This window comes from Thalassospira profundimaris, assembly GCF_003326795.1.
Lineage (GTDB): Bacteria > Pseudomonadota > Alphaproteobacteria > Rhodospirillales > Thalassospiraceae > Thalassospira > Thalassospira profundimaris_C.
Genome location: NZ_JPWI01000001.1, coordinates 268,781 through 282,545, shown reverse-complemented (window position 1 = coordinate 282,545; position 13,765 = coordinate 268,781). Strand labels below are relative to the sequence as shown.

At 55.7% G+C, this 13,765-nt stretch carries 13 protein-coding genes; 4 read left to right on the top strand and 9 right to left on the bottom strand.

Annotated elements, in window-relative coordinates:
• Positions 1 to 45: 45 nt before the first annotated feature.
• From eutC to TH30_RS01300, 5 genes are all read right to left on the bottom strand, one after another.
• On the bottom strand, positions 46 to 819 hold the full coding sequence (eutC, locus tag TH30_RS01320) for an ethanolamine ammonia-lyase subunit EutC (protein WP_114096840.1): 774 nt from the start codon (positions 817 to 819) through the stop codon (positions 46 to 48).
• On the bottom strand, positions 819 to 2,210 hold the full coding sequence (locus tag TH30_RS01315; protein WP_114096295.1) for an ethanolamine ammonia-lyase subunit EutB: 1,392 nt from the start codon (positions 2,208 to 2,210) through the stop codon (positions 819 to 821). Before TH30_RS01315 ends, eutC begins: the two co-directional genes overlap by 1 nt.
• A 168-nt stretch (positions 2,211 to 2,378) precedes the next feature.
• The gene (locus tag TH30_RS01310; protein ID WP_114096294.1) at positions 2,379 to 3,203 is read right to left on the bottom strand and encodes an ABC transporter ATP-binding protein; all 825 of its coding nucleotides are present in this window, start codon (positions 3,201 to 3,203) and stop codon (positions 2,379 to 2,381) included.
• Positions 3,197 to 4,258 carry a FecCD family ABC transporter permease gene (locus TH30_RS01305; protein WP_114096293.1) on the bottom strand — a complete coding sequence of 354 codons (1,062 nt, stop codon included), beginning with the start codon at positions 4,256 to 4,258 and terminating at the stop codon, positions 3,197 to 3,199. Before TH30_RS01305 ends, TH30_RS01310 begins: the two co-directional genes overlap by 7 nt.
• Entirely contained in the window at positions 4,258 to 5,388 is a 1,131-nt protein-coding gene (locus TH30_RS01300; protein ID WP_114096292.1) for an ABC transporter substrate-binding protein, read from the bottom strand. The genes TH30_RS01305 and TH30_RS01300 overlap by 1 nt, the downstream gene beginning before the upstream one ends.
• A gap of 177 nt (positions 5,389 to 5,565) precedes the next feature.
• Here TH30_RS01300 and TH30_RS01295 point away from each other — a divergent pair, with 177 nt between their 5' ends.
• Positions 5,566 to 6,360: a class I SAM-dependent methyltransferase gene (locus TH30_RS01295; RefSeq protein WP_114096291.1), complete on the top strand. Its 795-nt coding sequence runs from the start codon at positions 5,566 to 5,568 to the stop codon at positions 6,358 to 6,360.
• Positions 6,361 to 6,382: 22 nt separating this feature from the next.
• Here TH30_RS01295 and TH30_RS01290 read toward each other — a convergent pair whose 3' ends face one another.
• Positions 6,383 to 6,844 carry an OsmC family protein gene (locus TH30_RS01290; RefSeq protein ID WP_114096290.1) on the bottom strand — a complete coding sequence of 154 codons (462 nt, stop codon included), beginning with the start codon at positions 6,842 to 6,844 and terminating at the stop codon, positions 6,383 to 6,385.
• Between the two features lie 16 nt (positions 6,845 to 6,860).
• Positions 6,861 to 7,481, bottom strand: a complete 621-nt coding sequence (locus tag TH30_RS01285; protein WP_114096289.1) for a GntR family transcriptional regulator — start codon at positions 7,479 to 7,481, stop codon at positions 6,861 to 6,863.
• A 144-nt stretch (positions 7,482 to 7,625) separates the two neighbouring features.
• On the opposite strand from TH30_RS01285, the gene TH30_RS01280 reads away from it, so the two are divergent.
• Entirely contained in the window at positions 7,626 to 7,967 is a 342-nt protein-coding gene (locus tag TH30_RS01280; RefSeq protein ID WP_147251912.1) for a hypothetical protein, read from the top strand.
• A 28-nt stretch (positions 7,968 to 7,995) separates the two neighbouring features.
• Here the strand turns inward: TH30_RS01280 and TH30_RS01275 are convergent, their stop codons facing one another.
• A complete protein-coding gene (locus TH30_RS01275; RefSeq protein WP_114096287.1) occupies positions 7,996 to 10,347 on the bottom strand; it encodes an alpha/beta fold hydrolase in 2,352 nt (783 codons plus the stop codon).
• Between the two features lie 300 nt (positions 10,348 to 10,647).
• Here TH30_RS01275 and TH30_RS01270 point away from each other — a divergent pair, with 300 nt between their 5' ends.
• Complete coding sequence (locus TH30_RS01270) at positions 10,648 to 11,979, top strand: MFS transporter (protein ID WP_258548568.1); 1,332 nt, start codon at positions 10,648 to 10,650, stop codon at positions 11,977 to 11,979.
• 62 nt (positions 11,980 to 12,041) lie between these two features.
• Positions 12,042 to 12,611, top strand: a complete 570-nt coding sequence (locus TH30_RS01265) for a CHAP domain-containing protein (protein ID WP_114096286.1) — start codon at positions 12,042 to 12,044, stop codon at positions 12,609 to 12,611.
• Positions 12,612 to 12,745: 134 nt separating this feature from the next.
• On the opposite strand, the gene bioB is transcribed toward TH30_RS01265, so the two are convergent.
• Positions 12,746 to 13,762, bottom strand: a complete 1,017-nt coding sequence (bioB, locus tag TH30_RS01260; RefSeq protein ID WP_114096285.1) for a biotin synthase BioB — start codon at positions 13,760 to 13,762, stop codon at positions 12,746 to 12,748.
• Positions 13,763 to 13,765 lie beyond the last annotated feature (3 nt).

Here is a 13,765-nt window from a genome sequence, read left to right as displayed (position 1 = left end):
AAATGAAATAGAAAAGGGGGCATCGCCCCCCTTTTTTTGGGCGAATCAGCCTTCAATCAGCGCCGGACTGGATGAGTTATCCTTCAAGGCGACGCCTGAAAGACCAAGTTTCCGGGCCTCGCTCATCAGATAGGCAATCTTGTCGGCCGCCTTCTCCGGGGCCAGCCCGGCCGGGCGGATGTTTGAGACACAGTTGCGATCCGCATTGGATCGACCGGGTTTTGGGGCCCATGTCAGATAGGCCCCAAGGGAGTCTGCACTCGACAATCCGGGGCGCTCGCCAATCAGCATCACGGTCAGTTTTGCCCCAAGGGCGGTTCCGATTTCATCGCCCAGTCCGACACGCGACTGGGTTGCCAGCGTGATCGGCGCAATCGACCAGCTATCACCCAACCGTTTAAGGATCAGCGACAGCGTATTGGCGCCGTGATCATGGGTCGCCCGCGCCGACAGGCCATCGGCCAGAATGAAGGCGACGTCATAGCGCGCCTTGTGCGTGGTCAGCGTTTCGCGTGAAGCATCGTCAAGCAGACGGCCCAGATCGGGGCGTTGCAAATAGGTTGCCCGGTCCGGTGCCGCGGAATGGACATCAAGGATCGTCTGATCAAGGGATGCAAGCTGTGCGCGCACACCACTGGCATCAAATGCCATATGCACCGAATCACGGGCGCGTGCATGGGCCATCTGGAATTCAAGCAACCTTTCGGTCGGCAAACCATCCCCGACCCGGCCAAGACCGATACGGGCATCGGTATGGATACGCAATGCATTCCATGGATCAAGGCCGCTCGGTATTTTCTTGTCAGAAAGCTTGCTCATCACGCGGCCCCCGACCATGCCAGAAGGTTCTGGGCGGCTTGCCCGTCAAGCTGTGGACGGGTGCGGCCATTCTGATCAAGGATATCCATCTTGCGCAGCCATGCGGCAAATTCCGGGGCGGGTTCCAGCCCAAGTACCGACCGCAGATACATCGCATCATGGAAGCTGGTACTTTGGTAATTAAGCATGATGTCATCCGCACCGGGTACCCCGATGACAAAGTTGCATCCGGCAACGCCCAGCAGGGTCAGGAGGTTATCCATATCGTCCTGATCGGCTTCGGCATGGTTGGTATAGCAGACATCACAGCCCATCGGCACGCCAAGCAGCTTGCCACAGAAATGGTCTTCAAGCCCGGCGCGGGTGATCTGTTTGCCATCAAACAGATATTCCGGCCCGATAAAGCCGACCACCGTATTGACCAGAAGCGGGGAATATTTGCGGGCAACCGCATAGGCACGGGTTTCGACCGTTTGCTGATCAAGTCCTTCGTGGGCATCGGCCGACAATGCCGCACCCTGCCCGGTTTCGAAATACATGACATTATTGCCAACCGTGCCACGTTTAAGCCCCTTGGCGGCGTCTTCGGCCTCGGCCAGCATGGCCTGCGTGATACCGAAACTTTCATTGGCCTTCTGGGTTCCGGCGATGGATTGAAACACCAGATCAACCGGGGCATTGCGCGCCATCACGTCAATCGCGGTCGTGACATGGGCCAGCACACAGGACTGGGTCGGGATATCGATCCGCTCGCGAACCTCGTCGATCAGTTTTAAAAGATCGATCATCGCTTCGGGGCTGTCAGTTGCGGGATTGATGCCAATCACCGCATCGCCGCTGCCATGCATCAAACCATCAAGGATGGATGCCGCGACCCCGGCCGGATCATCGGTCGGATGGTTGGGTTGCAGGCGCACGGCCAGATGGCCGGGCAGGCCGATGGTATTGCGAAAGGCAGTGACCACGTGGCATTTCCTGGCCACGGCGATCAGGTCCTGATTGCGCATCAGTTTGGAGACCGCTGCGACCATTTCGGGCGTCAGGCCGGGTGCAAGGTTGCGAAGAACGTCGGGCGTGGCGTCATCGCCCAGCAACCAGTTGCGAAATTCCCCGACGGTCAGTGATGATACTGGCGCAAAGGCATCGGCGTCATGACCGTCAATGATCATGCGCGTGACATCGTCATCCTCATAAGGAACCAGTGCCTCGTTCAGAAAGCGTTTAAGCGGCACATCAGCCAGCACAAAGCGTGCCGCAACCCGTTCTTCGTCCGATCCTGCCGCAAGTCCTGCAAGCACGTCGCCGGACCGCAGCGGGCTTGCCTTAGCCAGCAGGGTCTTAAGATCGGGAAAGGTAAAACGTTCGAAACTGAATGGTGCGCCGGTCTGCAAGTTCTGCCTCCTGAAGCATCGATCACGTCACATGATATTTTTGTTTGTATTATCATATGGTTACCCGGCAGGATCGGAAACCCTGCCGGGCGGTGATCATCATGCTTCTATGGAAACAGAAAATTCCCCAAATGCAAAGTTTTTAATCAGAAAGAAAATCGCGCCTGCCTATTGGGCAGCACGCGCAGATTCTGATTGGGGATTGCGCAGGATTGCGGTGTTGTGACGGCTGTCGGTCTCGTCACTTGGGCCGCGCAAGACGATATGGCGATGGCCCAGAGAGTTCAGTTCGACATGGCCATCTACCTGATAGACATCGCGTAACAGATCGCGATCAATCACATCGGCACAGGGGCCATAGGCGACCATTCTGCCATCGCGAATGGCCATGGCCTGATCGCAATATTGCAAGGCGTGGTTGAGGTCATGGATCGCGATCAGGACGATGATGTTCTGGCCCTTGGCAACATCGCGCATGAAAGACAGGACTTCCATCTGACGATGCAGGTCAAGGGCCGAGGTCGGCTCGTCCATCAAAAGGATTTTCGGATCGCGCACCAGTGTCTGGGCGATGGCAACCAGCTGGCGCTGCCCGCCACTCAGTTCGCCCAGATTGCGCCCGGCCAGATTGGCAATGCGCAAGGCGGCCAGAATGTCGTCAATCCGGCTGAGTTCTTCGGCACGCACGCGCAGGCTTGAACCCTGCTTGGCGGCCAGAATGATCGACTCGTAAACCGACAAGACCGCGGTTGATCCGGTATCCTGTGGCATATAGCAAATCGTGTTGCGATCCTTGGTCGCACTGCCAAGATCAACCGTGCCATCGCCCTTTGCCAATCCGGCAATGCGTTTGAACAGGCTTGATTTGCCGGCCGCATTCGGTCCGATCACGGCCGTCACGGTACCGGGCTGAATGACCGGTGTTGTGATCCCTGAAACCACCTGCACCTTGCCATAGCGGGTGCCGATATCATCAAGACGAAGCGTTACCATGATTTCCTCCGACTTGCGAAAATCAGCGAGAAGAAGAAGGGCACGCCAACAAGGGCAGTAATCACCCCGATCGGAAGAATTGCACCCGGTATCAGAAGTTTGGACAGAACCGATGTCGCCGACAGGATCAAGGCCCCGCACAGCACCGATGCCGGCAGGAAGAAGCGTTGATCTTCACCAACCAGCATGCGGGCGATATGGGGGCCGACCAGCCCGATAAAGCCGATGGTACCGACAAAGGATACCGGGATTGCTGCCAGCATGCTGACAATCAGCATGGTCCGTAAACGAAGCCCCTGCACATTGACGCCAAAACTTTCGGCCTTGGCATCCCCAAGACGCAGGGCGGTCAATGCCCATGCCTGACGCACGAACAGCGGCAATGCAATCACAACGGCACATGCGGTGACCGCAACCTTGGTCCAGGTGGCCTTGACCAGACTGCCCATGGTCCAGAACACCACAGCGGCCAGTGCCTGTTCGCTGGCAAGATATTGCAAAAGTGCCAGAAGCGCGTTGAAGGTAAAGACCAGCGCAATACCAAGCAAAACGATGGTTTCGACTGTTACCCCGCGCAGGCGGCTGAAGAAATGAATGATCAGTGCCGTTCCCATTGCCATGACAAAGGCATTGATCGGAATGATGAAATCAACAAAGGCTGGCAAAAGTGCAACACCGAGAACCAGCGCCAAAGCGGCACCAAACCCGGCGGCAGCAGAAATACCAAGCGTAAAGGGGCTGGCAAGCGGGTTGGCAAGGATGGTCTGCATCTGTGCGCCTGCGGTCGACAGGGCAGCACCGACCGTCAGCGCCATAAGCGCAATCGGCATGCGGATTTCCCAGATGACCACGCGCATCTGGTCGGTGGCCGACCAGGGATCAATCAGGGTGGCGATCACATCGCTTAGCGGATAGTTCGCAGGTCCGGTTGCCAGATCAATGGCAAATGACAATACCAAGGCCCCGCTCATTGCAAGCAGGATTAAAAAACGCTGCAAGGAGCGCGCTTTATAATGCGCGCTCCCGGCTTCGATACTGACGTGAGTGGTCGACATTAGTTTGTGACGCTATCGCTTGCAGAAATGAAGTAACCCGGCTGGTAGTCGAGCGGCAGGAACCGTGTATGCAGTTCCTTGAAGGTTGCTTCCGGGTCGATGTCGGTAAACAGGTCCGGATGGAACCATTTGGCCATCTGTTCGATGACAACAAACTGGTACGGGCTGTTATAGAACTGGTGCCAGACAGCATGGACCTGACCGTTTTGAACGGCCTTGATACCGGTAAATGCCGGACGTTCCATCAGGCCTATCAGCTTGCGGCGGGCTTCAACCATGTCTGCATCCGGACCAAGGCCAACCCAGGCACCACCGGGGACATAGGCTTCCCAGCTAGCACCGGTACCAACGAACTGATCGGGGTTGGATGCCACAACCTGCTCGGGGTTGATGGTGCCAAAGGTGCCCGGAATGATCGCCGCGGCAATGTTTACGCCACCGGCCATCTCGACCATCGTGCCAAAGTTTTCGTTGCCGAATGACATGCAGCATTCTTCGGAGTAACCGGCTGCACGTTCGATAAAGACTTGCGGCTTTGCCGGGTTTGCCTTGGCCAGACGATCAGTGATGCGTTTGATGCTGTCGGAACGGAACTTGATGAACTCGGCAGCGCGATCTTCCTTGCCGGTCAGCTGACCAAGGATTTTCATGCTGGTTTCGGTGTTTTTCATCGGCGCTTCGCGGAAGTCGATATAGACCAGCGGAATGCCAACGGCAGCAAGCTTGTCATCATAGCCGCCATCTTCGGTGGCACCCTTGGCTTCAAGGTTCATGATGACAACATCAGGCTTGAGCGAAATCGCCTGTTCGACGTCAAAGGTACCGTCCTTGATGCCACCAAAGGTGGGGATATCATCAATGCGCGGATATTTCGCAGCATAGATGTCATAGGTCTGCGGATCGGCTTTTTTAAGATCATCTCTCCAGCCGACGACACGTTCGAACGGATCTTCGCTATCAAGCGTTGCCAGACCATAAATCAGGCGACCTTCGCCCAGAATGACACGTTCAACCGGCAGATTGATGGAGACTTCCCGCCCGGTAACATCTGTTACCTTGATGGAATCAGCAGCCTGTGCTGTACCCGCGACCAGCATTGTCAGAGCTGCAAGTGCACCCGAAAATTTCATTCCCGTTCCCTTATTTTAGGATTGCCTGACGACGGATTTATCAGTTATTGAGAATGCAAATCAATATGTTTCGCAATGAAAATGCAATTCATTATCTTTTTAGGGGAAAATACCCCGTCGAAAACAGGTAAGGAACGCCGTTTTCTGCCGCGTAACGACAGAGAGAGCATCTAGATCATGAATCAGGCCAGCAACTACAACTTGCGGGAAGAGATCAGGGAATACTGGTCGATGCGCGCCGCCACATTCGACGAACAGCCCGGGCACGAGATTTTTTCCGAGACAGAACGCAATGCCTGGCATGCTCTGCTTGAACGACATTTCGGCAAGGGCGAAGGTCGTCAGGCCCTTGATCTGGCCAGCGGGACCGGTGTGATCAGTCATCTGATGCATGATCTTGGCTTTGCGGTCACCGGCATGGACTGGTCCGAAGCGATGCTTGAAAAGGCACGTGCGAAATCAAAGCTGCGCGGATCAGATATCCGGTTCCTGCTCGGCGATGCCGAACACACCCTTGAAGATGATGACAGCTATGATGTGATCATTACCCGTCATCTGGTCTGGACGCTGGTTGATCCGGCGGCGGCCTTTGCCGAATGGTTCCGGATTCTCAAACCGGGTGGAAAGCTTTTGGTGGTGGATGGCGATTTTGTCTCGCCGACCTGGGCAACCAAATTCAACAAGGTGATGGCTGGCTTCCTGGAATCCATCGGGTTGCGCAAACCCGTCGAAGCGGTTGCCCATATGCAGACCCACCGCGATATCCTGGCGCGTGTCCATTTTTCCGAAGGCGCCCGTGCCGATGAAGTTTCATCAATGCTGGCACAGGCCGGATTTGATCCGATCCGGATTGATTTCGACCTTAGACAAATTCACAGCGCCCAGAAGAAACATATCAGCTTTGCCAAGGGGTTGGAGCGCGGTGCCCAGCATCGCTATGCCATCTGCGCGCAGAAGCCGCTTGCCAACTGAGCGGCTTTTGCCCGGTTGCGATTCATCGCACTGGCTCGGTCACGACTTCGGTCCTGACCGAGTTGGCAAGAAAGCAGGCATCATGGGCACGGTGATGAAGATCGTTCTCAAGGGCGATGTCGGGTGTCTGCCCGCCATAGGTGACTTCGGGGCGAAGTGTGACTTTGGTGATCATGGTCTTGCCATCGACCGTTTCCATCACCCCTATGGCCTCATCAGCATAATGATCAATCACCAGCCCGGCATCGGATGCGAAATGCAGGAAGAACAGCATGTGGCAGCTTGAAAGGCTGGCGACAAAGGCTTCTTCCGGGTCGACATTTTCAGCAAGCGAATAGGGCAGCGGCACGACATGCGGTGACGATGATGCCGGAACTTCGACTCCGCCATCAAACTGCCAGACATGGCCACGGCAATAGCGCCGGTCGGTAAATTTTTCGGATTTCTGGCGGTGCCAGATAACCTTTGCGCCAAAGCTGCTCATGCGGGGCTCCTGCTTGTCAGGGTTGATCAATCGGGATCAGGGTTGCTGTGGTTATCCCGATATGGGTGGCAAGGATGTCGCAAGCGGTGGTGACGTCATGTGCCGCCAGCGCATCAAGAATCCGGTTATGTTCGTCATAAAATGCACTGCGCGGGCGTGACCCTGCCGGTTGCAGCGCATAGGCGCGTTTTGCCTCGCCGCGCATGTCAGCAATCATTGCAAGCAGCCGTTCATTGCCGCAGGCCCCATACAGCGTGCGGTGAAAATCCCGGTCGAGTTCGGCAAGGATTTCCGGGTCTTCTTCTTCAAACAGGTCTTCATTCAGGCGCCGCGCCTTGCGAAGTGTACTAGCCGAAAGGTTCGGGGCAGAAAGCGTCAGTGCGGTGGTCTCAAGGGCGATGCGAATCTGGCAGAGCTCAAGAACGTCTTCTGTGCGAAGTCCCGTGACGGCAAGGCTTCTGTCCGGGCGTTTTTCAAGCAGGCCCGATGTGCGTAACCGTTCAAGGGCATGGCGCACGGGCTGGCGGCTAACGCCAAAACGTGATGCCAGTTCTTCCTGTTTGAGCACTGTTCCCGGTGCCAGCAGGCCCGATTGAATTTCGCGTTCAAGTGTTTGGGTGATAATGTTTGTATCCATGGATCCAAACTATGAGAATGCCAAAACAACGTCAAGCTTGTTGCAAGGCAATTTGGGTATTAATCTATAGGTTGAATTTGGCCGGGTTTCGGGTCTTTTTTTGGTGTGTATGGCCGGGATGTGGCCCGAAAATGGGGGGTAATAATGCGCCCAAAACCAATCAGTTTTCAGGCAGTCACCCGTCAGGATCGACACCATGTGATGGATATTGTCGAGCAGGCGATCAGCAAGGCGCATGGCTGGATTGAAGACAGTCAGCTTTATTCCAACAAGATGGCAACCATCCGCTTTGTAATGGATGGTCGGCAATGCGATGCCTTTTGCGACTTCCTTCGTTCCAGCGACATAGAGGTCGATTGTGTCGGTGGTGCGCAATCCATGAAGGCAGATCCCGTGTTTCTGGCCGAGATCCCGGCGACGATCCAGTTGACCTTTATCCATGATCAACCCGATCTGCGTCAGGTGATCCCGGCGGTTCCCGGTTAGGGGCGTTAGCCGTACCTGAAGTAACAGGCTACTGAGCAGGAATGGCGCTGGCCTCGATCATCTCGGCGGCACAATGATCACTGATGAAATCGATGATCCGGTCATGGGTGCCGTCGATATCCTCGTTCACAATCCCATGGCGTTCGGATTTGATCATCTGAACATCGATTTCCGGGGCATTGGTTGCAATCCGGCGGATCATGGTTGCACTGGCCGGATCAACCACCTGATCGCCATCGCCCTGAAGGATCAATGTCGGGCAATCAATATCAGGCAGGCGTTTTTGCATCTCGGCAACGGCCTGACGCAATTGATGCAGACCACCAATCGGAATGTTGCGGTAATTGATGTCGGGATGTTCGGATTCATTTGGCCGAAAACTGAGCATTTCCTGTGCCGATGGCATCCATCCCATCAGCTTGTTGGCGCCATACAGCAGCGGCACAAACATCAGATTGCGGTTGCGGAATTTAAGGGGTGTCCCGGCCAGAACCAGCCCGGCCAGCTTTTCGGGATGATCCGCAGCATGGATAGCCGATAGCGCCCCGCCGGTCGAAAAGCCGACGATGATCACCTGATCGCAGAAAGGTGCAAGGATTTCATAACCGCGCCGAACCGATTCCAGCCAGTCGGTCCATTTGCGCTTTTGCAATTCATGCGGCGATGTTCCATGTCCGGCAAGCCGAACCCCCATTACCGCATAGCCAAGTGCGGAAAGCTTTTCGCCAAGCGTGTTGAGTTCCGCAGGCGAGGCCAGAAAACCATGCACCAGCAATACACCACAGGCAAACCGGGTCTGTCCGTTGGGCAACAAAAGATAGGGTCGGCTATCGGCCGTGGCTGTTTCCTGTTGATTGATGGCGTCGTATTTCGGGCCCTTGTATTTTGCGCGGTTCCAGGACCACGCACGAATTTCATCGTCAAACCGGCGATGGGCGATATCAACGGCGCTTAAGTGATCGACCTCTACCCGGGCCCGTTCAAGCGCCTGCCAGGCTGCATGGATCGGAGCCATTTCATTGGCATAGACCATGATCGGGTTATCCATGCGGATCTGGTCAAAATTGGCGTCCTCCTGCAATTTTGGCAGGAAGCAATATTTCTGATCCTTGCGTTCGATCAGGCCAAGCTGAACCGCGCTATCAATGAAGAACCGGATTTGCGGGCAATTGAGTTCAAAAATACCGATATAGTCGGCCGGGTTCTTCATGCCGCGATGCAGGTGAACGTCTTCGGCCTGCTGGATATTCTTGATGGCCAGATAAAGGGTGCGGTCAAAATGGCTGATATCGACTTCAGTCACGCCATCAGCCAGCCACATCATGATCAGTCGTGACGCCAGATGACTGACATTGATCGTCAGATTGGAATACATCACCGCCATGCAATGATTGCGCAGCGGTTTGATATGCCGGGTGATGGCGTATTGGGTGACCCGGTCTGTTATTTTCTCAAGTGTGCTGGCAGGCCGGAAAAGATCATCAATTGATCGGGCCCGTTCCACGCGTTTGGCCAGCATGCGCCGATCCAGCCAGTTAAATTGCAGGCGCGGATCGACCGGATCGCCAAGGCGGATGTCCATATCGGTCTTCTTGAACATCAGGTTGCCTTCAATGATCAGTTCTTCGGCCATTTTCGGGCTGAGCCCGCCGGTAAACATGTCAGCCGCCCAGGCCAGAAGATTCTGATCAACGCGCAGCGGATGGAACGTGATATTGGCGGGAAACATCAGGGTTGGCTTGGCAAGGGTGGTGCGAAGATCGTCCTCTTCACGTTCAAGAATCCCGGCCCAGCGGGAAAGTTCATCGCGATGGCCCTTTTCGATCAGCGTTGAAAGCCCGATTTTGAAACCGTCAATACACAGACCCAACAGGGCCGCACCGGTATGATGGGCGCGCCTGGTATCGGCAGTGCGCGAATAAACGCTGTAATCAGGGCGCTTGGGGTGCGGGCGTTCCGCAGCAAGAACACGGCGATCCTTGACCATGCCGCCTTCGGGAAACACGACGACCTTGCCGCCGCGCAGGATTTCCTCGGCCAGAAAGGGCAGCAGTCTTTCATAGTCGTTGGGTACGCCGCCAAGGGCGCGCAGATAGCGCGAGAATGTGTTGTCCTGGGCAAAAAACTCGCCCGATGCGATGGACCGGCAATAGACGCCGGTTTCAAGCGCGATCAGGAATTGCGGGATAAAGGTTTCAAACCGGGCGAAATGGTTGAACATGAAAATATCGCCCTGATCCAGATGATCGCGCGGCCCGTGCATTTTGATGCTGATGTCGATATTGGCGCGAAGTGCGGTCATGGCGCGAATGGTCCACTCGCACGTTTTGGCATTGATCGCGAACTTTTCACGTTCGATATCGCGAAATTCAGTCGTCATGTGATGCGATACCCGGTTTGGCCTAGGACCATGTTTTCAAGGACGTTTTATCGGTTCTGTGCCGATGGTTTTGTTATTTTGATATGTGTCTTATCGCGGGTTTTGGGAAGGCCTGATACAGCTAATTTGCGAAGAATTAATGCCAAACAGCTTAGTCTTTCCTATAATCACATTACTGCATGACCACCATTTTGCAGTTCTGTTCATCCAGTTCCGGCCATCCTGACGATCTTGCCGGTTGTCTGTTTGCCCCGACAGACGGATGGATCGATTTCCGCCCCACATCATCCCGGAGCCTCCGTGCCAAAAGCTGCCCCTGATCCGGAAACATCTGACGTGCTGCAAGACCTGCCACAAGATCCGCCACAAGATTTGGGCGGGTCAAAGGCCGCATCACAATCGATTTTTTCCGACCGCAATTTTTTGCTGTTTCTGGTCGGGCAATGCATCTCGACCCAAGGGTTGTGGATTCAGAAAATTGCCATGTCCTGGCTGGCCTGGTCGCTGACCGGATCGGCATTCTGGACGGGTCTGATCGCGGCATTGAATTTCGCCCCGGCCTTTTTTCTGGGGCCGATTTTCGGGGTGATGGCGGACCGGGTTGATTTGCGCCGCACGGCGATGATCCTCAATCTTGGGCAGGCGGGAATTTCATTCTTTCTGATGGGTTTGTCCCATGCCGGGATGATGACCCTGCCATGGATGGTGATTCTGGCGGCATCCATGGGGATATTGGGCAGTGCGATGACGCCGGTGCGCTTGTCATTGGTACCGGTCATTGTTCGCCGGGAATTCATGAGCCGTGCGGTTGCCTATGCGGCAATGAATTTCAATATCTCGCGGCTTGTCGGTCCGGCGATTGGCGGGGTTGTGATCGCAACATGGGGGACGGGCGTTGCTTTTATGCTGAATGCCATCAGCTATCTTCCGATGGTGTTTGTCCTGTCGGTTGTGACCATTCATCTTGAACGGGCACCCGATGCCAAAAGCAGGCGAATCTGGGCAGCCCTTGTTGATGGGGCGCGTTATGCCATTTCCCATCCGATGATCCGGTCTGTTTTGGCGTTGTCCTGTTTTGTATCGCTGGTCGGAACGGGAATGATCGAACTGATGCCGGTTTTTGCCGAGGCGGTCTATGAACGCGGGGTTACCGGGCTTGGCATGATGGCATCTGCGGGCGGGATCGGGGCGGTGGCATCGACCTTTATGCTGTCGCGGGTGAAATCAAATGCTGCTGATTTTCAACGTATTACCATTGTCGGTGCCTTTGCTGCGGCGATGGGCATGTTCGGTCTTGGCTTTTCGCCATGGTATGAGCTTGCCGTGGGCTTGGTGGCACTGACCGGCTTTGGCCTGACGGCTGTCGGGGTCGGATCGCAAACCGCGTTGCAGTTGACGGTGGATAACAAATTGCGGGGCCGGGTCATGAGCTTCTGGAGTGCGACCAGTTTTGGTGGTATGGCCCTGGGAGGGACCATGCTTGGTGCGATATCCGAAGCAGGAAACATTCAATATACGGCGCGCGGCTCGGGGGCGTTGATCCTGTGTGCGGCATCTGTCGGGCTTTGGCGATTGTACCGGATCGGTGCACTTGGTCGCAGGAGTTCGGATATTTCCGATGCAGTGCGGTAAAGGATTATTAAGGCATGGCCCCCTATGGTGAGCCAATGTGAGTCATTTGGGGAAAATTTCAGATGCGTTTTCTGGGAATTGTCGGACTGTGTTTGGTGCTTTCTGCGTGTTTTAGCACGGGCAATTCCGCAACCCAGATGACCGGCCCGATGCCAAGTGATACGGTCACCACACTTGCCAGTGTCAATGTGCCGAGCTCGCGTCTTAATCCCTTTGCGCCGACCGACAAGTTCCTGCAATGCGTGCCCTATGCCCGTGAAGTATCGGGGATCGAGATTTATGGCGATGCCTGGACCTGGTGGGCGCAGGCCGGAAAACAGAATTTCCAGCGCGGCAATCGCCCGCAGGTCGGTTCCGTTCTTGCACTTCGCAAGACATCCCGTCTGAAACTTGGTCATGTTGCCGTGGTTTCGGCCATCCTTGATAGCCGAAAGATTCTGGTCAATCACGCCAACTGGGGCAGTGATTCGCGCACGCGCGGCAAGGTCCATTACCGTCAGCCGGTGGTCGATGTTTCAGCGAAAAACGACTGGTCGGAAGTCCGCATGATGAATACCCAGGGCACGTTTGGCAGCGTTTACCCGGCACATGGTTTCATCTATCAGCCGCAGGAAACTGCACAGGCCAACTAGGCCGTGCTGGTTGCGTGTTTCCCTTTTCCATATTGCTTTAAATAAAATGGCGAAGCTCCCATGGAAGGAGAGCTCCGCCAGTTGAACCCATGCGGGCGGCACGGGTTCGGGGGTTGAACTTTGTGCCTGAATGGTCAGGCGGCAATCGGCCCAAGGGCTGCGAACAAGGCGCTGTCGCTGTTTTCTTCGGGGTTTGGCGTGGTCAGAAGCTTTTCGCCATAAAACACCGAATTGGCCCCGGCCATCAGACACATGATCTGGGCTTCGCGATTAAGATCGGTGCGTCCGGCCGACAGGCGCACGGTTGATCTCGGCATGATGATGCGTGCAGTCGCCACCATGCGAACCAGTTCAAGCGGATCAATCGGATCACGCCCGGCAAGCGGAGTACCTTCGACCGGCACCAGTGCATTGATCGGCACACTTTCGGGATGGGGATCAAAACCCGCTAGGACCTGAAGCATTGATGCACGATCACGGATGCTTTCGCCCATGCCAATGATCCCGCCACAGCACAGATCAATCCCGTGTGACCGGACGGAAGCCAGCGTATCAAGCCGGTCCTGATAGGTTCGGGTGGTGATGATCTGACCATAGAATTCCGGACTGGTATCAAGGTTGTGGTTATAGGCTTTAAGCCCCGCATCCTTGAGCTGTTTGGCATGACGGGGTTCAAGCATGCCAAGGGTGACGCAGGCCTCCATGCCAAGGTCATCAACCCCGCGCACCATTTCAAGAACCGCGTCAAAGGCCGCCCCGTCACGCACACGACGCCATGCCGCCCCCATGCAAAACCGGTCTGCCCCGGCATCTTTGGCGCGTTTGGCCAGTTCAATTACTGATGCCGGGTCAAGAAGCTGTTGCTTCCCCAGCTTGACCTCGCGGTGGTGGGCGGATTGCGGGCAATAGGCGCAATCTTCGGGACAGCCGCCGGTCTTGATCGATAGCAGGCTGGCCTTTTGAACACGGGACGGATCGTGATGGGCGCGGTGAACGGCATTTGCCCGCCCGACAAGGTCAAGAAGGGGGCTTCGATAAATCGCCTCGATCTCCTCGACGCTCCAGTCATGGCGCAGGGTGCCGTCAGCAGGCGGGTTCGCATTGCGCGCACGGGGCTGGGGCGAAGTCGTGTTTGAGTGTGCACCCGTCATCGG